At 68.7% G+C, this 21,045-nt stretch carries 16 protein-coding genes, 1 rRNA gene and 2 riboswitches; of the genes, 9 read left to right on the plus strand and 8 right to left on the minus strand.

Translation table 11 applies throughout. The features are described from left to right. Nucleotides 1–150: 150 nt before the first annotated feature. Nucleotides 151–267, plus strand: a 5S ribosomal RNA gene (gene rrf / locus CHC09_RS09540). 96 nt (nucleotides 268–363) lie between these two features. Here the strand turns inward: rrf and CHC09_RS09545 are convergent. After that, the gene (locus CHC09_RS09545) at nucleotides 364–891 is read right to left on the minus strand and encodes a TetR/AcrR family transcriptional regulator (RefSeq protein ID WP_089293167.1); all 528 of its coding nucleotides are present in this window, start codon (nucleotides 889–891) and stop codon (nucleotides 364–366) included. 111 nt (nucleotides 892–1,002) lie between these two features. Here CHC09_RS09545 and CHC09_RS09550 point away from each other — a divergent pair, with 111 nt between their 5' ends. After that, complete coding sequence (locus CHC09_RS09550) at nucleotides 1,003–1,914, plus strand: oxidoreductase (protein ID WP_089292679.1); 912 nt, start codon at nucleotides 1,003–1,005, stop codon at nucleotides 1,912–1,914. Then, nucleotides 1,901–1,991: riboswitch (ZMP/ZTP riboswitch) on the plus strand. Its footprint overlaps the gene before it by 14 nt. 20 nt (nucleotides 1,992–2,011) lie before the next feature. Then, on the plus strand, nucleotides 2,012–3,436 hold the full coding sequence (locus tag CHC09_RS09555) for a glycine hydroxymethyltransferase (protein ID WP_089292680.1): 1,425 nt from the start codon (nucleotides 2,012–2,014) through the stop codon (nucleotides 3,434–3,436). Here CHC09_RS09555 and CHC09_RS09560 read toward each other — a convergent pair. After that, the gene (locus CHC09_RS09560; RefSeq protein WP_089292681.1) at nucleotides 3,412–4,407 is read right to left on the minus strand and encodes a hypothetical protein; all 996 of its coding nucleotides are present in this window, start codon (nucleotides 4,405–4,407) and stop codon (nucleotides 3,412–3,414) included. The genes CHC09_RS09555 and CHC09_RS09560 overlap by 25 nt on opposite strands. A gap of 340 nt (nucleotides 4,408–4,747) precedes the next feature. On the opposite strand from CHC09_RS09560, the gene CHC09_RS09565 reads away from it, so the two are divergent. Next, nucleotides 4,748–6,904, plus strand: a complete 2,157-nt coding sequence (locus CHC09_RS09565; protein ID WP_089292682.1) for a discoidin domain-containing protein — start codon at nucleotides 4,748–4,750, stop codon at nucleotides 6,902–6,904. A 57-nt stretch (nucleotides 6,905–6,961) separates the two neighbouring features. Here CHC09_RS09565 and CHC09_RS09570 read toward each other — a convergent pair whose 3' ends face one another. Next, the gene (locus CHC09_RS09570; protein ID WP_143232263.1) at nucleotides 6,962–8,647 is read right to left on the minus strand and encodes a hypothetical protein; all 1,686 of its coding nucleotides are present in this window, start codon (nucleotides 8,645–8,647) and stop codon (nucleotides 6,962–6,964) included. 226 nt (nucleotides 8,648–8,873) lie between these two features. Beyond that, nucleotides 8,874–10,019 (minus strand): NHL repeat-containing protein, encoded by a 1,146-nt coding sequence (locus CHC09_RS09575; protein WP_089292684.1) that lies wholly within the window; start codon nucleotides 10,017–10,019, stop codon nucleotides 8,874–8,876. Between the two features lie 157 nt (nucleotides 10,020–10,176). Here CHC09_RS09575 and CHC09_RS09580 point away from each other — a divergent pair, with 157 nt between their 5' ends. The 5 genes from CHC09_RS09580 to CHC09_RS09600 all read left to right on the plus strand — a co-directional run bounded on the left by CHC09_RS09580 (nucleotide 10,177) and on the right by CHC09_RS09600 (nucleotide 16,175). Beyond that, the gene (locus tag CHC09_RS09580; protein WP_239138325.1) at nucleotides 10,177–12,057 is read left to right on the plus strand and encodes a putative bifunctional diguanylate cyclase/phosphodiesterase; all 1,881 of its coding nucleotides are present in this window, start codon (nucleotides 10,177–10,179) and stop codon (nucleotides 12,055–12,057) included. After that, a complete protein-coding gene (locus CHC09_RS09585; protein WP_089292686.1) occupies nucleotides 12,054–12,956 on the plus strand; it encodes an ABC transporter substrate-binding protein in 903 nt (300 codons plus the stop codon). The genes CHC09_RS09580 and CHC09_RS09585 overlap by 4 nt, the downstream gene beginning before the upstream one ends. Before the next feature lie 40 nt (nucleotides 12,957–12,996). Then, nucleotides 12,997–13,608: a TetR/AcrR family transcriptional regulator gene (locus CHC09_RS09590; RefSeq protein ID WP_089292687.1), complete on the plus strand. Its 612-nt coding sequence runs from the start codon at nucleotides 12,997–12,999 to the stop codon at nucleotides 13,606–13,608. A 93-nt stretch (nucleotides 13,609–13,701) separates the two neighbouring features. Continuing rightward, nucleotides 13,702–14,607 (plus strand): ABC transporter ATP-binding protein, encoded by a 906-nt coding sequence (locus CHC09_RS09595; RefSeq protein ID WP_089292688.1) that lies wholly within the window; start codon nucleotides 13,702–13,704, stop codon nucleotides 14,605–14,607. Beyond that, nucleotides 14,604–16,175 carry an ABC transporter permease gene (locus tag CHC09_RS09600; protein ID WP_089292689.1) on the plus strand — a complete coding sequence of 524 codons (1,572 nt, stop codon included), beginning with the start codon at nucleotides 14,604–14,606 and terminating at the stop codon, nucleotides 16,173–16,175. The genes CHC09_RS09595 and CHC09_RS09600 overlap by 4 nt, the downstream gene beginning before the upstream one ends. A 48-nt stretch (nucleotides 16,176–16,223) precedes the next feature. Here the strand turns inward: CHC09_RS09600 and CHC09_RS09605 are convergent, their stop codons facing one another. The 4 genes from CHC09_RS09605 to CHC09_RS09620 all read right to left on the minus strand — a co-directional run bounded on the left by CHC09_RS09605 (nucleotide 16,224) and on the right by CHC09_RS09620 (nucleotide 21,030). Further along, nucleotides 16,224–17,873, minus strand: a complete 1,650-nt coding sequence (locus tag CHC09_RS09605) for a Na+/H+ antiporter (RefSeq protein ID WP_089292690.1) — start codon at nucleotides 17,871–17,873, stop codon at nucleotides 16,224–16,226. 74 nt (nucleotides 17,874–17,947) lie between these two features. Then, nucleotides 17,948–18,478 (minus strand): DUF4142 domain-containing protein, encoded by a 531-nt coding sequence (locus CHC09_RS09610; RefSeq protein WP_089292691.1) that lies wholly within the window; start codon nucleotides 18,476–18,478, stop codon nucleotides 17,948–17,950. A gap of 78 nt (nucleotides 18,479–18,556) precedes the next feature. Then, a complete protein-coding gene (gene ahcY / locus CHC09_RS09615; RefSeq protein WP_089292692.1) occupies nucleotides 18,557–20,017 on the minus strand; it encodes an adenosylhomocysteinase in 1,461 nt (486 codons plus the stop codon). A gap of 18 nt (nucleotides 20,018–20,035) precedes the next feature. Continuing rightward, nucleotides 20,036–20,114: riboswitch (S-adenosyl-L-homocysteine riboswitch) on the minus strand. A gap of 31 nt (nucleotides 20,115–20,145) precedes the next feature. Further along, the gene (locus tag CHC09_RS09620) at nucleotides 20,146–21,030 is read right to left on the minus strand and encodes a hypothetical protein (RefSeq protein WP_143232264.1); all 885 of its coding nucleotides are present in this window, start codon (nucleotides 21,028–21,030) and stop codon (nucleotides 20,146–20,148) included. Nucleotides 21,031–21,045 lie beyond the last annotated feature (15 nt).

The following is a 21,045-nucleotide window of genomic DNA, read 5'->3' on the forward strand; positions in this document are numbered from 1 at the left end:
GGTAACGTGTTGAGTTGACCGGTACTAATAGGCCGAGGGCTTAACCACCCTAAACATTTTACTTGCGTCCACTGTGTGATTCACAGCAAACGAACAACCACCCTGGGAAGGGAACTTCTTGGGTTGCTGGTTGGTTCTGCTGATGGCTGTTTCGGTGGTCATAGCGGAGGGGAAACGCCCGGTTACATTCCGAACCCGGTAGCTAAGCCCTCCAGCGCCGATGGTACTGCACTCGGGAGGGTGTGGGAGAGTAGGACGCCGCCGGACTTAACTTGAAGAAACGCCCACCCCTCGCGGGGTGGGCGTTTCTTTTTTGTGCCCGAAAAGCTGGCACGTGCAGTGCTCAAGCACGTGGGGGTTGGTTCAGGAAGGGTTTCGTAGGCCGGCTGAGATTATTTCGATCATCCGGGAAGGGTCTGGCGCTGCGACGCATGCCACCAGTAGGGCTTTTACGTCTCCTCTGGTGACCTCGGGGCGGATGACGCCGGCCGCCTGGGCCTGGGTCAGCAGCTCCTGCTCCACGCCTTCCAAGTCGTGTTCCGTTCGGTTGGCGGCGGACTCCACGTCGAAGCCACCGCCGTTCAGGGCCTGGGCCAAACCCCGGTTGGTGGCTGCCTGAGTGACCAGGTAGGTGAAGAAGCTGAAGAAGGCTTCTCCTGGGGGCTCGGCTGTCATCAACGTGCGAGCCCGGCTGACGATCTCCTCGACCTTCGTCAGGACTATCGCGGCGTAGAGGGACTCCTTGGTGGGGAAGTGGCGGCTCACCGTCCCGGTGCCGACGCCTGCCCGCCGGCCGATCTCGGCTATGGACACCGCGAGCCCCTCGGTGGCGAAGGCGGCCATGGCGGCTTCGATGACCTTTGCGCGGTTGCGTTCGGCGTCCGCTCGCACGGCTGTGACCTCCACGAATGACTCGACCGCAAGTCGAGGATTGACAAACGGGACGGGCGTCCCGCATCTTCGAATAAGCGGGACGGCTGTCCCGATTCTAGGAGGTGCGGCATGTGGAGCTCCACTGACATCCCTGACCAGGCCGGGCGGGTCGCTCTGATCACCGGTGGATACTCCGGGATCGGGCTGGTGACAGCCCGGGAACTGGCGGCCCGCGGTGCGACGGTGGTGATCGCCGGGCGGGATCGGGAGCGGGCCGCGGCGGTGGCCGGCGAGCTCGGTGGATGGCCGCTGTACCTGGACCTCGGTGACATCGGATCGGTGCGGCGGGCTTCCGGGGAGTTCCGTGACCGTTTCGGGCGGCTGGACCTGCTCGTCAACAACGCCGGGCTGATGATTCCGCCCTATGGCCGTACCGGAAGTGGCTTTGAATGGCAGTTCGGAGTCAACCATCTCGGGCATTTTGCGCTGACCGGGTTGTTGCTCGACCTTCTGCGGGCGACCCCGGAGGCCCGGGTGGTGACGGTCAGCAGTAATGGGCACAAGGGTGCCGTAATCGACTTCGAGGACCTTCAGTCGGAGCGCGGCTATGACGCGATGCGTGCCTATCGACAGTCGAAGCTGGCCAATCTGCTTTTCGCGTTCGAGCTTCAGCGACGGCACCCGGAGCTGATCAGCGTGGCGGCGCATCCCGGGGCGGCCCGGACTCGGTTGCTGCGGAGCAGCCCCTGGGTGTTTCGGGTGGTGGTCTCACAGCGTACAAAAGCGTTGTTCTCGTGGTTGGTTCAGAGTGAGTGGGCTGGAGCGCAACCAGTTCTGCGGGCGGCGACCGATCCTGGGGTTGGCGGCGGGGAATACTTCGGGCCGGACGGGTGGAAGGAGTTCACCGGGCGGGCGACTCGGGTCACGGCTGAGGAGAATGCGCATGATCTGGTGGTGGCCCGGCGATTGTGGGTGGTGTCGGAGGGGCTAACCGGTGTGACCTACCCGGCGGGCGCCGGTATGCTGGCGGACGGGCCGTGACTGGCGCGTTCGGATGGTTGACCATCGGGGAGCGGCCTCGTCGAGACGACGACATGCCGTGCGCCTGGGCCTCTTCACTTCGTGATAGGGAGGTCCCATGACTGAGCTCAACGCTGAATCGATCGCTTTCCGTTCTGCCCTCGAGGTGGTCCGGTCCGTCGAGCCGCGTATCGCCGACGCGATCGCGAAGGAGCTGACCGACCAGCGCGAGTCGCTGAAGCTGATCGCCAGCGAGAACTACGCTTCCCCCGCTGTCCTGCTCGCCATGGGTAACTGGCTTTCCGACAAGTACGCCGAGGGCACGATCGGCCGCCGCTTCTACGCCGGCTGCCAGAACGTCGACACCGTCGAGTCGATCGCGGTCGAGCACGCCAAGGCGCTCTTCAACGCTCCGTACGCGTATGTGCAGCCGCACTCCGGCATCGACGCGAACCTGGTCGCCTACTGGGCGATCCTGGCCGACCGCGTCGAGGTGCCGTACCTGAAGAAGTTCGAGAAGCGGCAGATCAACGACCTGACCGACGCCGAGTGGGCCGAGCTGCGCCAGGCCTTCGGCAACCAGCGGCTGCTCGGCATGTCGCTGGACGCGGGCGGTCACCTCACCCACGGCTTCCGGCCGAACATCTCCGGCAAGATGTTCGACCAGCGCAGCTATGGCGTGGACCCGGCGACCGGCCAGATCGACTACACGGCGCTGCGCGAGTCCGCGAAGGAGTTCAAGCCGGCCGTGATCGTCGGCGGGTACTCGGCGTACCCCCGCAAGGTCAACTTCGCGAAGATGCGGGAGATCGCCGACGAGGTCGGTGCGACCTTCATGGTCGACATGGCGCACTTCGCCGGCCTGGTCGCCGGTGGCGTCTTCACCGGCGACTACAACCCGATCCCGCACGCGCACATCGTCACCACCACCACCCACAAGAGCCTGCGCGGCCCGCGCGGTGGCGCGGTGTTCTGCCAGCCGGAGCTCTCGTCGCAGGTCGACCGCGGCTGCCCGATGGTGCTCGGTGGTCCGCTGCCGCACGTGATGGCCGCCAAGGCGATCGCGTTCGCCGAGGCCCGCCGGCCGGAGTTCGCGTCGTACGCCCAGCAGATCGTCACCAACAGCCAGGCGCTGGCCGAGGGCCTGCTCAAGCGGGGTGTGCAGCTGGTCTCCGGCGGCACCGACAACCACCTGGTGCTGATCGACGTGCACCCGTTCGGGCTGACCGGCCGGCAGGCCGAGCAGGCCCTGCTGGACAGCGGCATCGTCACCAACCGCAACGCGATCCCGTCCGACCCGAACGGTGCCTGGTACACCTCCGGCATCCGGATCGGCACCCCGGCCCTGACCTCGCGCGGCCTGGGCACCGCCGAGATGGACCAGATCGCCGAGCTGATCCACACCGTGCTGGTCGGCACCACGCCCGACCCGGCGTCGAAGGCGAAGTTCACCCTCGACGCGGCGCTCTCCGAGGGCGTCTCGAAGCAGGCGTCCGACCTGCTCACGCCGTTCCCGCTCTACCCGTCGGTCAGCCTCGCCTGATCGTCATTCATCGGAACCCGCCGTCGACCGTCACTCGGTCGCGGCGGGTTTCCGCTTTCCAGCAGCTCCAGCACGAGGTGGCGCAACAGGCCGACGTCGCTCGTGGCGCGGTGGCCGGGCCGGCTCAATTCGAGAGTCCACTCGTCCGGTGGGTTCTGACTCTCCTCCGAGTCCCACGACATCGACTCGTGCATCACCCAGGAGACCGTGTCGCCGGTGGCGGTGGAGCCGGCCGGAAGGCGGTCGACGAAAGGGTGGGGGTCGGTGATGAACCGCGAGCCTCGGATCGGAGCCGGGATCTCGTCCGGAGACAGCAGGGTGAGGTAGCCACCCAGGGTGATCGGGCCATAGGTGTCCATCAGCCAGCGATAGTCGGCCGGAAGCGGACGAGACGTCGTAGACCAGTCGATCACGGGAGGCTCGATCGGCGGCGGGATCAGGGCGGTCAGGCGGCCGGGTAGGTCGGCGCCCCAGGTGAAGTCGGCGACGGCGACGATCGGCAGGTCCGAGCCGTCGTTGACGGTGCCGAGGCTGACCACCCAGTGACCTGAGCGCGACCGGATGCGATCAGGTGAGTACCTCAGCTCGTCTGCGTCGAACGGACCGGCCGGTGGCAGATCGAGCGCCCCCGCCGTCCTCGCCGCGGCCTTGGCAGCGTCGACGTAGAGCTGATCACGGGCGGCTTCGTAGGGCTCAGCGTCGTCGAAATCGTCGTAGTCGAGATCGTCCACGGCGCCGAAATCGGCCAGCTCGACTTCGATCTGGCGGTCGCGAGCCCAGGCGATGAGACCGTCGCCTTGGAAGAAGCGGTGCCGACGCCAGGGGGCCGGTTTCCAGCCGAGGCCGGTCAGGAGCACCGCGAGCGATTCTTGATCGAGAGGATCCGGATGGTCGGCCAATCTGCCGGCCAAGGCGGCGAGACGCTCGTCAGCAGCGAGTTGATCGGTCACGGACGGGGTCGGTCGATCCACTCGATCATGATGGCCCGCGGGCTGGGAGCGAGATCACCGCCTGAGTTAATAATCCGGTTTCACGGCTAATAGGTGTTGTGGCGGACGTCGGCGGAACCGGTTTCGGAAGAGCTGTTATCGGCGGCTGCGACATACGTCATGACGATTGTTAACAAGGCTCTGAACTGCGCAGACGCTGTCGAGCAGCGGCGCAAGCCCGGTGACCGGCGGCTCTGTCGGTACCGGTTCCGGAACCTCGCAACATCCTGGACATCGATCGGTAATGACTTTTAGCGTCGTGGCGCGGGTGAGCGCTCTCCCAGTCCTGGCTCTCCCGCCCCGTCCTCCCCTAGGAGACCCCATGAGACGCTCCCGCTGGCGCAGCGGCGCGATTGTCGGCCTCACGGCCGCGGTCGTCGCCGGTTATGCCGCGATCACCACGACCGGCGCCTCGGCCGCCGAGGCGTTGCTGTCGCAGGGCAGGCCCGCGACCGCTTCCTCCACCGAAGCGGCCGGCGCCTACCTCGCCTCGGAAGCCGTCGACGGCAACACCGGGACCCGCTGGTCGTCCACCTTCGCCGACCCGCAGTGGCTCCAGGTCGACCTGGGCAGCTCGAAGACGATCACCCGGGTCGAGCTGAACTGGGAGACCGCGGCCGGCAAGGCGTTCCAGATCCAGGTCTCCGAGAACGCCTCCACCTGGACCTCGATCTACTCCACGACGACGTCGACCGGCGGCAACCAGAACCTCACCGTCAACGGCACCGGACGGTACGTCCGGATGTACGGCACCCAGCGCACCACCACCTACGGTTACTCGCTCTGGGAGTTCAAGGTCTACGGCGACGACGGCGGGACCACCGTGCCCGGCGGCGGCAGCCTCGGCGCCCAGGTGACGGTCTTCGACCCGACCATGTCGAGCGCGACGATCCAGGCCCAGGCCGACGCGATCTTCAAGCAGCAGGAGACGAACCAGTTCGGCACCCAGCGCAACCTGCTGGCCTTCAAGCCGGGCACCTACAACGGCCTGAACATCCAGGTCGGCTTCAACACCTCGGTGATCGGTCTCGGTCAGAACCCGCAGGATGTGCGGATCAACGGGGACATCACCGTCGATGCCGGCTGGTTCCAGGGCAACGCGACCCAGAACTTCTGGCGGTCGGTGGAGAACATCTCGCTCTACCCGGTCAGCGGCGCCGACCGCTGGGCTGTCTCGCAGGCCGCGCCGTTCCGGCGGATGGACGTGCACGGTGACCTGAACCTGGCGCCGAACGGCTACGGCTGGGCCTCCGGTGGCTACATCGCCGACTCCCGGATCAGCGGCTCCGAGCAGCAGTACTCGCAGCAGCAGTGGTTCACCCGGAACAGCCAGATCGGCTCCAGCCTGAACGCGGTCTGGAACCAGGCGTTCGTCGGGGTGCAGGGCGCTCCGGCGAACAGCTTCCCGAACCCGCCGTACACCACGATCGGGCAGACCCCGGTGATCCGGGAGAAGCCGTACCTGTACCTCAGCGGCGGCGACTACGCGGTCTTCGTGCCGAACCTGCAGACCAACTCTGCGGGCGTGAGCTGGGCGAACGGCAACACTCCGGGCACCAGCATCCCGCTGAGCCAGTTCTACGTGGCGAAGCCGGGCGACAGCGCGGCGACGATCAACCAGGCGCTCGCGCAGGGCCTGAACCTGATCTTCCAGCCGGGCGTCTACCACGTGAACCAGACGATCAACGTGACCCGGGCGAACACCGTGGTGATGGGCCTGGGCTACGCGACGATCATTCCGGACGGCGGGGTCACCCCGATGCAGGTGGCCGATGTGGACGGCGTGAAGATCGCCGGCCTGCTCTTCGACGCGGGCACCACCAACTCGGCGAACCTGCTGGTCGTCGGCCCGACCGGGTCGTCCGCCAACCACGCGGCGAACCCGACCACGATCCAGGACGTGTTCTTCCGGATCGGCGGCTCGATCGCCGGTAAGGCCACCAACAGCCTGCTGGTGAACAGCAACAACACGATCATCGACCACATCTGGGCGTGGCGGGCCGACCACGGCAACGCCGGAACCTACGGCTGGACCGTCAACACGGCCGACAGCGGACTGATCGTCAACGGTCAGAATGTGACGGCGTACGGGCTGTTCGTCGAGCACTACCAGAAGTACGAGGTGATCTGGAACGGCAACGGCGGCAGGACGTACTTCCTGCAGAACGAGCAGCCGTACGACCCGCCGACCCAGGCGGCCTGGCGCAGCGGTGCCAACGGGTACGCGGCGTACAAGGTGGCCGACTCGGTGACCAGCCACGAGGCCTGGGCGTTGGGCAGCTACTGCTACTTCAACGTGAACCCGAGCATCCACTCGGACCGCGGCTTCGAGGTGCCGGTCAACTCCGGCGTCAAGCTGCACAACCTGCTGACCGTCTCGCTGGGCGGCAACGGGGTGATCGACCACGTGGTCAACACGACCGGCGGGCCGGCGCAGGGGACGGACACCGTGCCGTCGTACCTCGTCAACTTCCCGTAAGCGGACGGCGCCGGCGGCGCGGGACCCGGCCCGGTCCCGCGCCGCCGGCGCGTTTTCTCAGGAGATCTTGAAGATCGTCTCGACCGGCGCGCCGCCGGGGGCCGCAAAGCTGAGCTCATACGCCGGCTTCTTCTCCCGCTCCTTCGGGAAGACCCAGCCGTGCGGCCCGCGGGCGTCCCCGGACCAGATGCCCGCCACCCGACCGGTGGTCGCGATCGTCAGCCGCTGGCCGGACGGGTGCCGGAACGTCAGCTCGTCGTCGCCGACCGCGCCCGAGACCAGCATCCACGCCGGATCGAGATGCCAGCTCTGCGACCAGGCCCGCACGCCCTCGAACGCGTCACGCACCACCAGGCGGGCCTGGTGCTGAGCAATCGTGATCTCGCGGCGGTGGGGATCGCCGTAGACCTCGTCGAACACCTTCACTCGATGGGTGTCCGGCTTCGTCACGGCGGTGATCGTGCTCGTGCCGCTCCTGTGGATCCTCCCGTCGGCCGGCGCCGCCACGTTCTGGCTGCGCGGCGCGCGGCGGTAGGTGCTGAGCGGCTCCTTCGTGTCGTAGTTGTACCGGCCGGTCCCGACCAGGATTCGGGTGCCCAGGGCCGACCAGGTCAGCCCGCCGGCGCGATCCTCCTGGCCGTGCGCGCGGCGGCCCGGGCCGTAACGCACCGTGTAGTGGATCGCGTTCGGATCGGTCCAGCTGGTCCGGCCGATCATCCAGCCGGTCTCGTTGTCCCGGAGCACCAGGTCGCCCCGCACCGCCCGCTTCCTGCCGGCGACCCGGTCGGCGTCACCGACCTGCACGATGTCGCCGTCGGGCGCGGTCATGAAGGCTTGGACCCGTTCCGCCTTCCGCACCAGAGCGCGGATCTTCGCCGCCTGCGCGCCGTATCCCGGGAATCCCTCCAGCGCCTTCGCGGCGTTCTCCCACAGGCCCGCATTGACCTGCTGGTACAACGACGACTGCTCGAAGGAGACGCCCTGCGCCGAGAAGGCCAGAGGTGCCTCCGAGAGGATTCGGTTGACCGCGACGCCGGCCCATTCGGGCCGGCCCAGAATCTTCGCGGCATCGATCATTCTGAGGTTGGCCATCATTCCGTGGTTGTGGACCGCCATCTTCGGCGGCCCGGCATAGCGCTTTCCGGTCAGCACCGCGACGTCGGCTTCCATGCCGTCGACGAGGGCCGGTTCCCGGGTCAGGGCGTAGAGGCAGTTCTCCGTCGCCAAACGGCGCAGGGCGGTGCCCTCGTCCCAGCCGAACCGGATGTCGCCCGGATCCGGGTTCACGACGTGGAAGGTCACCATCTGGCGGATCATGGCGGTCAGTGAGCCGAGCTGGTGGTCCCGCGCGGCGCGCACGGCCGGGGCCGACATCCACGTCAGAGCCTGGAAATTGAGCCACCAACCGGGGTCGGTGACCGGTGGCTTCCGCCACCACTCCGCCGGGATCTCGCCCACGACCAAGGGCTGAGCCGGCTTCAGGTCGACGCGGATGGGCCGGCCGTCCAGAACCGGAGTGAGGGCCGGGTCAGGGCACACCTTCCGCACCATGGGATCGCGGTAGGGGTCGACGGGCAGGGACCAGATCACCGGCAGGGCTCCGAAAGTCGGCTGAGCAGCCGCTCTCGATGGCGGTTCGAATCTGATGACGGCGGCGCACAGCAACGCGAGCCCCACTCCGAAGAGCAGCACCCGTTTAAATTTCGTCCCCGTGCGCGCCGCCGCAAAAGCGGAGCGGCGCAACGAAATTCCCCCGTTTATTTAGGTGTGTGGAGGGACGACGCTATTCATCGCTCGTCGCGCGGAATTCCCGCCTTCGTGCCAAGGTGAGACCTCTTCCGGTTCCGTGACCTTGCGCGCCTGCTGGGCGATCAGTCCGTATACAGATGTATTTCGCACGGGAGGCAAGTCTGCGGTGTCCACAGGGTTATCCACAGAAAGGCGATAGTTATCCACAGCCTGTGTCTCGTCAGTCGAAGGTGGCGACGCGACGGTGGGTGGCGCCGCCGATCCGGGTGAAGTCGCCGCCGGCCACGATGGCGCCGAGGGCGGGACTGGCCGCGATGGCCCGGACGCCCTGCACGCCGTTGGCCTGCGGGGCCCAGTCATCGAGGTCGCCGTCCGAGTCGATGGCGGCGAGCTTGATCCGGGACCGGGCGCTGTCGACACAGTCGCCGAACCTGTCGACGTTCGGACGGGTGCAGGCACGGTCGAAGTGGCCTCCGATGTAGGCGGTGCCGTCCAGTGCGGTGACCGCCTGCACATCCCCGTCGAAGGCGCGGGACCAGCGCAGCCGGCCGTCTGCGGTCCACGACTCGGCGCGGCCGCCGAGACCGCCCAGGCCGGCGTAGACGCCGGTGTAGTCGGCCGCGACGGCGAAGACGACCGCGGTCGGTCGCGGCCGGAAGCCGGGATCCAGACGGCCGGTGGCGGCGTCGACCGCGGACAACCTCGGGGCAGCGGGGGAATCGTTGGTACGAAGGAAACTGCCACCCAGATAGACCCGGCGACCGGCCACGGCCAGCGCGTGCACCGGCGCGTCCGCGGCCGGCGTCCAGCCCCGGTCGAGCCCGCCGTCGGAGAGCCGGAAGGCGGCCAGTCGTCTGCGCGTCGCATCGTCCACCGCGGTGAAGTCGCCGCCCAGGTAGAGCCGCCCGTGCGCGACGGCCAGCGCGCGGGGGACACCGTTCACCCGGTGCGCGAAATCGCCCAGCTCGCCGGAGGCGGCGTCGAGCCGGGCCACCGCGTCCCGGGCGGCACCGGAGACCCGGCCGAAGTCGCCGGCCGCGTAGACCGAGTCGCCGGTCACGGCCAGCGCGCGTACCGTCCGGTCGGCGGTCGGTGCCCAGTCGAGCAGCTCACCGGTGCGCACGTCGAAGGCGGCGAGCCGGGCCCGTCCGACCTGGCGCCCGTGCCGGGTCGCCGCGGTGAAGTCGCCACCGACGTAGACCGTGCCGCCGCGGAACGCGACCGCGTGGACCGAGCCGTTGAACGACGGCAGGTCGCCCCGGGCCGCCGTGCCGACCGCGGCGTGGGCCGGTGACCAGCCGGGTACGCTCACGGCCGCGGCGACGCCGGCGGTGAGCGCGAGCCGCAGCCGCTGTGAGATGCGCATGCCGGGTCAAACGGTGCCGCGCCCGCCGGGGATGCGGCGAAACTCTCAACCTGGACCGCCCGTCGTCGATCAGTTGCCCATGCGGTTGCGTCGACTCGATCCGCGGGCGGGCGCGCGGACCAGTTCCCGCCTGTTCGCTACCTACGCTGCCGCCAGCTTGATTCCAGTCGTGGTGCTGGGCACCGTGATGCTGCAGGGATACCGCAGCGCCGGCACCGTCCAGGGGCGCGAGCAGGGATTGGCACAGGCCCGGGTGATCGCCGAGATGGCGGTCGCCCCAGCGCTGGATGGTGCCGATCTCGACGAGGGACTGACCGCCGGCCAGCTCGAGCGCCTGCGGAAGGCGACCGAACTGGCCGTTTACCACGGATCGGTGCTCCGGCTGAGGGTCCGCGGATTCACCGGGCAGGTGGTCTTCTCCGACGACGGCTCGACCAGTGGTGGGTTGCCCGTGGCGGATCCGGACTTCCAGGACGCAGCGAACGGGCAGTCGCGGGCGAAGGTGATCCGTGGGCCCGGGCGCGAGGTGATCCGAGCGGTGCAGCCGCTGGTGCCCAACGCCTCGGGGCAGTCCGTCGGGGTGCTCGAGCTCTATCTGCCGTACGAGAAGATCGCCGATCAGCTGCACGTCCAGCTCATGAGCTTCGCCAAGCGAGTGGCGGGCGGTCTGGCCGCCCTCTACCTGGTCCTGGCTCTGCTCGCCTGGTGGACCACCCGCTCGCTGCGGCGGTACGCGTCCCGCCAGGAGTTCCACGCCACGCACGACATGCTGACCGGCCTGCCGAACCGGGCGGCGTTCCGGACCCGGGCCGAGGCGGTGCTCGAGGCCGCCGTGCGCGACGGCGGGCAGGGTGCCGTGGTGCTGATCGACCTCAACCGGTTCAAAGAGGTCAACGACACGCTCGGCCACCACGCCGGGGACGAGCTGCTGCGAGTGCTGTCGGCCCGGATGCGGGCCGCCCTGGGCGACGGCGATCTGCTGGCCAGGCTCGGCGGCGACGAGTTCGCCATCATGCTGCCCGGCCGCGACGCCGCGCAGGCGGTGAGCGCGATGGAGCAGATCCGCGGCCGGGTCGCCGAGAAGCTGGTGCTGGACGGCGTGCCACTGAACATGGAGGCCAGCTTCGGCATCGCGCTCTACCCACAGCACGGGACCCAGCTGCAGGAACTTAACCTGCGCGCGGACGCCGCGATGTACCAGGGAAAACGCGGAGCCGAGAACATCGTGGTGTTCGCCGGCGGGACGGACGTGCACCCGCATCAGTGGTTGAAGACCCAGGCGGAGCTGCGGCACGCGCTGGAGCGTGACGAGCTGGTGCTCTGGTACCAGCCCAAGGTCGGGCTGCCGGGCGCCGAGATCAACGGGGTGGAGGCGCTGGTCCGCTGGCAGCACCCGGAGCGCGGACTGCTGCCACCCGTCGAGTTCCTGCCGGCCGCCGAGCACTCCGGGCTGATCGCGCCGCTCACCGAGTGGGTGCTGCGCCGGGCCCTGGCCGACCAGGCCGGCTGGAACGCCGTCGGCCAGGACTGGACGCTGTCGGTGAACGTGTCGGCCCGCAACCTGGAGACGCCCGGTTTCGTGGACTTCGTCGCCGGGCTGCTCGCCGAGACCGGCGCCCGGCCGGATCGGCTGATCCTGGAGGTCACCGAGACCGCGCTCGCCGGTAACGCGGACACCGCGGTCCGCGGGCTCCGGGAGCTGGGCGCGCTCGGGGTGGGCATCTCGGTGGACGACTTCGGCACCGGGTACACCAGCCTGTCGCACCTGCGCGGGCTGCCGATCACCGAGATAAAGATCGACCAGGCGTTCGTCGCGGACGTCGACTCCGACCCGCAGGGCCAGGCGATCGTCCGGTCGGTGATCGAGCTGGCGCACGGTCTGGGCTGCCGGGTCACCGCCGAGGGCGTGGAGACGCCGGAGATCCACCACTGGCTCGTCGCCGCCGGGTGCGACGAGGGGCAGGGCTACCTGTACGGCCACCCGGTGCCCTGGCCGCAGGTCGCCGTCGAACCGATCACCGAGAGGATCGCCCGATGAACGGGTTCCGCCGTGTTCTCGCCCTGTCCGGTGTGCTGGCCGTCCTCGCGGCCGGCGGCTGCGGTAAGCCCGCCGGCGGGACCGCCGACACCGGCCTGGACCTCACCGGGGCGGTGACCGTCGACGAGGGACTGCGCGCCCAGTTGCCGCAGAGCGTCCGGGACCGCGGCGCCATCCGGCTGCTGACCGACGCGAGCTACGCGCCGATGGAGTTCTTCGGCGTGGACGGCCGTACCGTCATCGGCTTCTCACCGGACCTGGCCACCGCGCTCGGTCGCGTGCTGGGCATCCGGGTCGAACTGGTGGTCGGTAACTTCGCCACCTCGCTGGAGGAGATGAACAAGGGCACCTACGACGGGGTGTTCTCCTCGATGACGGACAGCGCGGAGCGGGAGAAGAAGGCCGACTTCGTGGACTACTTCAGCGCCGGTGTCTCGATCCTGGTGCAGAGCGGCAACCCGGCGCACATCAGCAAGCTGACCGACCTGTGCGGGCAGCCGGTCGCGGCCGAGGCCGGTACCTACCAGGAGGACATGTTCCTGCGGGCGCAGAAGACCTGCGGCGACCGGCCGATGGCCATCGAGTCGACGAAGACGAACGCGGACGCGTTGCTGAGGCTGCGCACCGGGCGGGCGGTGGGCGTGCTGCAGGACTTCCCGATGGCGTCATACCTGGTCAAGAACTCGAAGACGAGCATGTACTTCCAGTTCGCCTCGACCGAGCAGTACGAGCCGGGTCTCTTCGGGATCGCGGTGTCGAAGAAGAACACCGGGCTGCGGGACGCGCTGTGCGGGGCGTTGAACCGGCTGATCAAGACCGGCACGTACGGCGAGCTGATCAAGCGCTGGGACCTCGGCGACGGTGCGGTGACCGAGGCGACGATCAACGCCTGGGATTGACGAGTCTTGTGACTACACGCATGTGTAGTAGCCTACACGTGTGAGTAGTGACAGCGACCTGACCGCTCGCGCCCGGATCCGCGACGCCGCCATCGCGCTCTTCACCGAGCGTGGCGTCGCCGGCGCCACCATCCGGGACATCGCGCAGGCCGCGGGGGTCTCCTCGGGCCTGCTCCGGCACCACTTCGGGTCCAAGGAGGGCCTGCGCGACGCCTGCGACGAGTACGCGTTGTCCCGCATCGCCCAGGTGCAGACCCGGTTCATCGAGAGCCGGACGCTGGCCCCCATCCCGCCGGACGTGCTCCATCTGCAGCAGTACCTGATCCGGGCGCTGATGGACGGCTCGCCGCGGAGCACCGAGATGTTCCGGCAGGCCATCGACCACGGGGAGCGGCTGATGGCCGGCTTCGGCCTGGAGACCTCCGATCTCCGGGCGTTCGTGGCGGTGCTCGGCGCCATGAAGATGGGCATGTTCCTGATGCGCGACCAGCTCACCGCGGTGCTGGGCGAGGACGTCGGCGTGATGCCCGGATATCTGCGGCTGTTGCGGGCCTCGGTCGAGATCTTCTCCCAGTCGCTGCTCACCCCGGAACAGGCCGACCAGGCGTTGAAGGCGCTGGATCGGCTTGCAACCCAGGAAGGGGAGCTGTAATGAGCATGGTGCTCCAATGAGCGAGCTTGTGAGCGAATCAGCTGGCTCAGTTTCAGAGTCATGCCGGCGCCGGAGCGCGGCGGAGGCGATGGCATGACCGAGGCTATTGATGTTGAAGGACTGATCAAGCGGTTCGGGAAGGTCACCGCCCTGGACGGGCTCGACCTCAAGGTCCGGACCGGTGAGGTGCACGGGTTCCTCGGCCCGAACGGTGCCGGCAAGACCACCACGATCCGGGTCCTGCTCGGGCTGATGCGCCACGACGGTGGCAGCGCGCGCCTGCTCGGCGGAGACCCGTGGGCGGACGCGACGAACCTGCACAAGCGGCTGGCGTACGTGCCCGGCGACGTCACGTTCTGGCCGAACCTGACCGGCGGTGAGGTGATCGACCTGCTCGGCCGGCTGCGTGGCGGGCTCGACCCGAAACGTCGCGACGACCTGATCGAGCGGTTCGAGCTGGACCCGCGGAAGAAGGGCCGGACGTACTCGAAGGGCAACCGGCAGAAGGTGGCGCTGATCGCCGCGCTCGCCTCCGACGTCGAGTTGTTGCTGCTGGACGAGCCGACCTCCGGGCTGGACCCGCTGATGGAGGAGGTCTTCCGTGAGGTGATCCTCCAGGAGAAGAGGCGCGGCGACCGGACCGTGCTGCTCTCCAGCCACATCCTCGCCGAGGTGGAGGCGCTCTGCGACCGGCTGACGATCATCCGGGACGGCCGGTCGGTGGAGAGCGGCACCCTCGACGAGCTGCGGCATCTGACCCGCACCACGATCCGGGCCGAGCTGACCGGGCCGGTCAACGGCCTGGCCGACCTCGCCGGGGTGCACGACCTGATCAGCACGGATGGCCGGGTGACGTTCGATGTGGACGCCGAGGCGCTGGAACCGGCGCTGAAGAGCCTGGTCGCGGCCGGGGTGCGCAGCCTGGTCAGCCAGCCGCCGTCGCTGGAGGAGCTGTTCCTGCGGCACTACACGCGTGGCGAGGCCGGGAGCGCGAAATGACCGGCACCGGCAAGCTGTTGCGGCTGATCCTGCGCCGTGACCGGGTGATCCTGCCGCTCTGGGTGTTCCTGCTGGGCATCCTGCCGCAGGTCTACCTCTCCAGCTTCGAGAAGATCTTCACGACCGACGCGGAACGTCTCGACTACGCCCACCTCGGCGCGGCCAACGCCGGGTTCGTCGCGCTCTACGGGCTGCTGCCCGGTGACAGCATGGGTGAGCTGGTGGTCTGGCGGGCCGGCTTCGTCCCGGTCATGATCGGGCTGATCACGCTGCTGACCGTGATCCGGCACACCCGGGCCGACGAGGAGGCCGGCCGCAGCGATCTGATCAGGGCCACCGTCGTCGGCCGGTGGGCCCAGCTCGCCGCGGCGCTGCTCGCCACCATGCTGGGCTCCCTGGTGATGGGCCTGATCGTGACCGCCTCGATGATCGGTGGCGGGCAACCGGCCGGCGGTTCGGTCGCGTTCGGCGTGCTCTTCACCCTCAGCGGCTGGATCTTCGCCGGGGTGGCCGCCATCGCAGCGCAGCTGACCAGCAGCGCGCGGGGTGCCCGGATGATCGCGGTGCTGGTGCTCGGGGCGGCTTACGTGCTGCGGCTGGGCGGCGACATCTCGGCACAGGGGGACGGCCGGTTGGAGTGGCTCTCCTGGCTGTCGCCGATCGGCTGGGTACAGCGGATCTTTCCGTACGGTGCGAACGACTGGTGGCCGGCCGTGCTGGGCCTGCTGTTCACCGTGGCGTCACTCGGCGTGGCCGGCTATCTGCTGACCCGGCGTGACCTGGGTGCCGGTCTGCTCGCCTCCCGGCTGGGTCCGGCCCATGCCGGTCCTGGGCTGTCCTCGCCGTTCGGCCTGGCCTGGCGGTTGCACCGAGGGCTGCTGCTCGGTTGGACCGGCGGGTTCGCCGCGCTCGGCCTGGTCTTCGGCGGGGTCGGCGGCAGCGTCGTGCAGATCGCCGAGAGCAGTAGCGGGGTCGCCGACACCTTCGCCAAGATCGGCGGAGCCGGGTCGATCACCGACGCGTACTTCACCAGCACCGCGGGGATCTGCGGCCTGATCATCGCGCTCTACGCGATCCAGGCCTGCCTGCGGATCCGTGACGAGGAGCAGAGCGGGCACGCCGAGTTGATCCTGGGCACCGCCGTGCGGCGGACCGCGTGGGCCGGCGGCCACCTGTTCTTCGCCCTGCTCGGGCCGGCGGTGGCGATGGCCGTGGAGGGAGCGCTGGCCGGCGCGACCTTCGGCGACTTCGGCCCGGTCCTGGGCGCCTCGCTGGCTCAGCTGCCGGCGGTCTGGGTGCTGGGCTCGGTGGCGGTGCTGCTGATCGGGGTGCTGCCCAGGTTCGCCGGGGTGGCCTGGGGTGCGGTGGCGGTGTGCCTACTGCTGCTGCTCTTCGGTGAGTTGGTCGAGTTTCCACAGTGGGTGATGGACGTCTCGCCGTTCACGCACGTGCCGCAGCTGCCCGGGGCGGACTTCACGGTCGTACCGGAAATGGTGCTGGTCCTGATCGCGGCCGCCGTCGGCGGCGCCGGGCTGACCGCCCTGCGCCGCCGCGACATCCCGGCCTGACCGGTCCCACGTCGTGATCCCGGCTGATGCCGGGATCACGACGTGGCGTCAATGGCTCTTGTTGCGCCGGGGTAGGACGAGCTCCTCGTGGTCCAGCTCGCGGTTGAGGATCCGCAGGTTCTCGTCGTCCAAGCGACCGGCGTCCCGCCAGCGCAGCAGCTCCTCACGCTCGGCGTCGATCACCGCCTGCCGGACCGTCAGCGCCGCCTCGTACTGCGCCGACGGTGGCGCCTCCGGCGAGTCGGCCTGTTCCAGCACGTCGAGCCGGTGCCGGTAACGGTCGAGGCGGACCTGGAGCTGCTTGCGCATGGTCTCCATGGCCTCGTCCTCGATGTGGTCGTGGTGCTCGCTCTGGATGTCGTCGAGCCGGTTCAGCGCGGCGCGGACCGCGGCCGATCGGGCCTCGTTGCGCAGCCGGGCCTTGTCGGCGTTGTTCGCGCGCAGACCGAGCCACCGGACCAGCGGGGCGAAGGTCAGGCCCTGGCCGATCAGGGTCACCAGCACCACGGAGAACGCGCAGAACGCCAGCAGGTCGCGGTTGGGGAAGGTCGTCGGGAGGCTGTAGACGGCGGCGAGGGTGATGACGCCGCGGGTGCCCGCCCAGCTCAGCGCCACGGTCTCCCGGCCGCCGAGCGGTTTCTCCCGCTGCTTGCCCTCCGGGGTCTCCGACTCGTCGTCGTCCTCACCACCCAGCCGGGTGTGCAGCGAACGGGGCAGCAACTGGGTGAGCATCAGCCAGAGCGGGCGGAGCAGCAGGACGACCCCGAGCGTGACGCACAACGCGATCACTATCGTGCTGGTGTCGTAATTCCTCAGCTCGTGCAGTACGGACCTCATGTGCTGGCCGATGAGCAGGAAGACGACGCCCTCCAGCAGGAAGTCGATCAGCCGCCAGACGGCGGCGGTCTGCAGGCGGCTGGCGCCGGTCGCGTAGCGCGGCGTGTCGTGCCCGATGACCAGCCCGGCCACCACCACCGCCAGCACGCCGGAGACATGGATGTGCTCGGCGGCCAGGTAGGCGGCGAGCGGGGTGGCCAGGGAGAGCGCGTTGGCGGTCAGCGGGTCGGCGCGCAGCACCCGGAGGAACCGCACGAGGTAGGCGACGCCGATGCCGACCAGCACACCGCCGGCCGCGGCGATCACGAACTCGCCGACCGCGGCCTTGTAGGAGAAGTGGGTCTTGCCAGTGGCGACGTCACTGGCGACCAGCAGGATGGTCAGCGCCGTCGCGTCGTTGAGCAGGCCCTCACCCTGGATCAGGGTGATCAGCTTGGTCGGCAGGCCGGCCTTGCGGCCGACCGCGAGCGCGGCGACCGGATCGGGCGGCGCGACGGCCGCGCCCAGGGCGACGCCCGCGGCCAGGGTGACCCCGCTGACCAGCAGCGAGAAACCGAGGCCGACCAGGAGCGCGGTGGCTATCACCAGGGCCACCGAAAGGCTGATCACCGTACGCATGTTGCGCCGGATGTCGAGCAGCGATGAGTCCAGTGCCGCGTTGTAGAGCAGCGGCGGAAGGATGAACGTGAGAATCAGGTCCGGTTCCAACTCGAGGTTCGGACCGGGCAGGTAGGCGTAGGCGATTCCGAAGATGGTCAGCAGGACAGCGGCGGGCAGGCCGGTCTTCCCGGTGATCCAGTGCACCGTCACGATGACCGCGATGGCGCCCAGACCGAAAAGAAGGGTCTCCTCGTGGCTCATCTGCCTATTCTTCGCTACTCCCGATCACGTCGTTGTGGCAGGTCGATGACGTGATCGGGAGGAACGGCGACAAATCAGCGACGACTGGCCAGCGCCAGCTGCGCGGTGTGCTGCTTGATCACCGGCAGACTGGCCGCGGCGATCTTCCGCACCAGGGCCTCGTCACCGTCGGCCAGTTCGGTGCGAACGAGCCGGTCGGCCTGCGCGTGCAGCGCCGTCTGGCTGGTCAGGAAGAGCGTGTCGAAAGCGGCCGTGCTGGCCGACTGGTACGCGAGGATGCTCTGCCGGACGGTGGCGTTCGGCGTCGACTCGAGCGGCACACGCAGGGCCTTCGCGACACTCTGGACGCCGATGTCGTGCTTGGTGCTGTCCGCCGCGAAGCGGGCACCCAGGCTGCGGACGGTCGGGGAGGTGCCGCGCTTCGCGGCGATCTGACCGAGCGCGATCTGGGCGAGATTCGCCTGGTGAGCGGTGACCAGGAACGAGACGTCCGGGTCCAGCCGCTGGGTTACCGGGGCCGTCTGCTCGGCGGCCACGGACATGCTTGCGGGTGCGACTGTCGCCGCGACGACCGCGAGAACTACTGCGAGATGGCGCGATCCCATAACCAATACCCCCTATGTCGGAGTCTGCAGCCTAACCGTTACGAAACCGACATAGGGGGATAATTGGGACGTTGTACCTCAGTAGCGGTAGTGCTCCGGCTTGTACGGGCCCTCGATGTCGACGCCCAAGTACTCCGCCTGCTTCTTGCTGAGGGTGGTCAGCTTGACCCCCAGCGCGTCGAGGTGAAGCCGCGCGACCTTCTCGTCCAGGTGCTTCGGCAGGACGAAGACCTGCTTGTCGTACTCACCCGGCTTGGTCCAGAGCTCGATCTGGGCCATCACCTGGTTGGTGAACGAGGCGGACATGACGAAGCTGGGGTGGCCGGTGGCGTTGCCCAGGTTCATCAGCCGGCCCTCGGAGAGCACGATCACCGAGTGGCCGTCCGGGAAGCGCCACTCGTGCACCTGCGGCTTGATCTCGATCTTCTCGATGCCCGAGACCTTGTTCAGCCCGGCCATGTCGATCTCGTCGTCGAAGTGACCGACGTTGCCGACGATCGCGTTGTGCTTCATCGCCGACAGGTGCTCGACGGTGATGATGTCGGTGCCGCCGGTGGTGGTGATGAAGATGTCGGCCTGTCCGACCACGTCCTCCAGGGTCACGACCTGGAGACCGTCCATCGCCGCCTGCAGCGCGCAGATCGGGTCGACCTCGGTCACCACGACGCGGGCGCCCTGGCCGCGCAGCGTCTCCGCCGCGCCCTTGCCGACGTCGCCGTAGCCGCAGACCACGGCGGTCTTGCCACCGAGCATGACGTCGGTCGCCCGGTTCAGGCCGTCGACCAGCGAGTGGCGGATGCCGTACTTGTTGTCGAACTTGCTCTTGGTGACCGCGTCGTTGACGTTGATCGCGGGGAAGAGCAGCGTGCCCTCCTTGGCCAGCTTGTAGAGCCGGGCCACACCGGTCGTGGTCTCCTCGGTCACGCCGCGGATCTCCGACGCGATCTTGGTGAACCGCTGCGGGTCCGACGCGAGGCTGGCGCGCAGGGTCTCCAGGATGATCGAGTACTCGTGGTTGTCGTTCTCGGTGGTCGCCGGCACCGCGCCGGCCGCCTCGAACTCGACGCCCTTGTGCACGAGCAGGGTGGCGTCACCGCCGTCGTCCAGGATCATGTTCGGACCCAGGCCGTTGCCGAAGTCGAACAGCTGGGTGGTGGCCCACCAGTACTCCTCCAGGGACTCGCCCTTCCAGGCGAAGACCGGGACGCCGGAGGGGGCGTCGACGGTGCCCTCGCGGCCGACGACGGTCGCGGCGGCCGCCTCGTCCTGGGTGGAGAAGATGTTGCAGGAGACCCAGCGCACCTCGGCACCGAGCGCGACCAGCGTCTCGATCAGGACCGCGGTCTGCACGGTCATGTGCAGCGAACCGGCGATCCGAGCGCCGGTCAGCGGCTTGGAGTCGCCGAACTCGGCGCGCAGGGACATCAGGCCCGGCATCTCGTACTCGGCGAGGCGGAGCTGGTGGCGGCCGGCCTCGGCCAGGTTGATGTCGGCGATCGCGAAGTCGAGACCGTTGACGGATCGAAGTTTGTCGCTCATGGAAAGAGGGCTCCTCCCTCTCAGGAGGCGCCCTTACGTCAACAAACCGCACCGAGCGTGGCGGACAGGGTTGTCCGTTGCAGCGCCTCTCGGATCGGCGTGCCTACTTTATCGTGTTCGTCGCTTGATCACATGCGCCGGAGAGTTCCGTCGGTATCGGTGATGAGGTACGTCCTGTCACCCAGCGGCTCGAGGTCTGTCTCGTCGATCGTGACGATGCCCAGGTCACCGAGGACCTTGCCGGATCGGGTGTCGACCCGGTAGTGCCGCCACCAGGGTCCCCCGGTGTCCTCCTCCTCGCCGTAGACCACCACGACCGCGGTCTCGTCGTCCAGGTAACCGCCGGTCCACTCGACCACCCCGATCTCAGGGTCTTCGCCGAAGTCCGCGACCGCGAGCCGAAAGAGCGTCTCACCGCCGGGGAAGGCGTGCAGAATCATGTCCTCCTGTCCCTGGTGGTCGACTGTCATGAACTGCCGGCGACCAGGGGCGACATCGATCAGGACACGGTCGTCCCACCCGTAGTCGTGCACGTTATCGCCGGGCGAGGCGAGGAAGATCCGCGAGCCGTCCTGGCCTTCGCCGACGTCCAGCATCATCCGGCCGTCACCGAGCGGGAACTGCTGACCGCCCTGGCCGGCGGTCGCGATCGGGAGGCGGCTGCGTGGCTCTCCGGTGGCCGCGTCGAGAACGATCCACTCGTCGGTCTCGGCCCGGCCCGACAGGAGGCTCGGTGCGTAGACCCAGACCAGCGAGTCGTCCGCGGAGAAGGTGGCATCCGACATGTTCGTCTCCCCGCCGGGGCCGGGCGGGTCGAACTCGAAGCGCCATTGCTCGCCGCCGTCCGGGCCGAGGCGAACCACCTCGTCGCAGGTGGCGTAGACCAGCGAGTCGCGGCCCGAGGAGATGCTCCAGCTCCCGGCGAATTCCGGCAGCGGGAAGACCCGGAGAGGCTCGAGGGATTCGTCGAACACCTGGATGCCGGCGTCGGTCCGGCGGGAGATCACTCGCACGACGGGAGCCTAGCG

The organism is Actinoplanes regularis (genome assembly GCF_900188005.1).
In the GTDB taxonomy this organism is placed as follows: Bacteria; Actinomycetota; Actinomycetes; order Mycobacteriales; family Micromonosporaceae; genus Actinoplanes; species Actinoplanes regularis.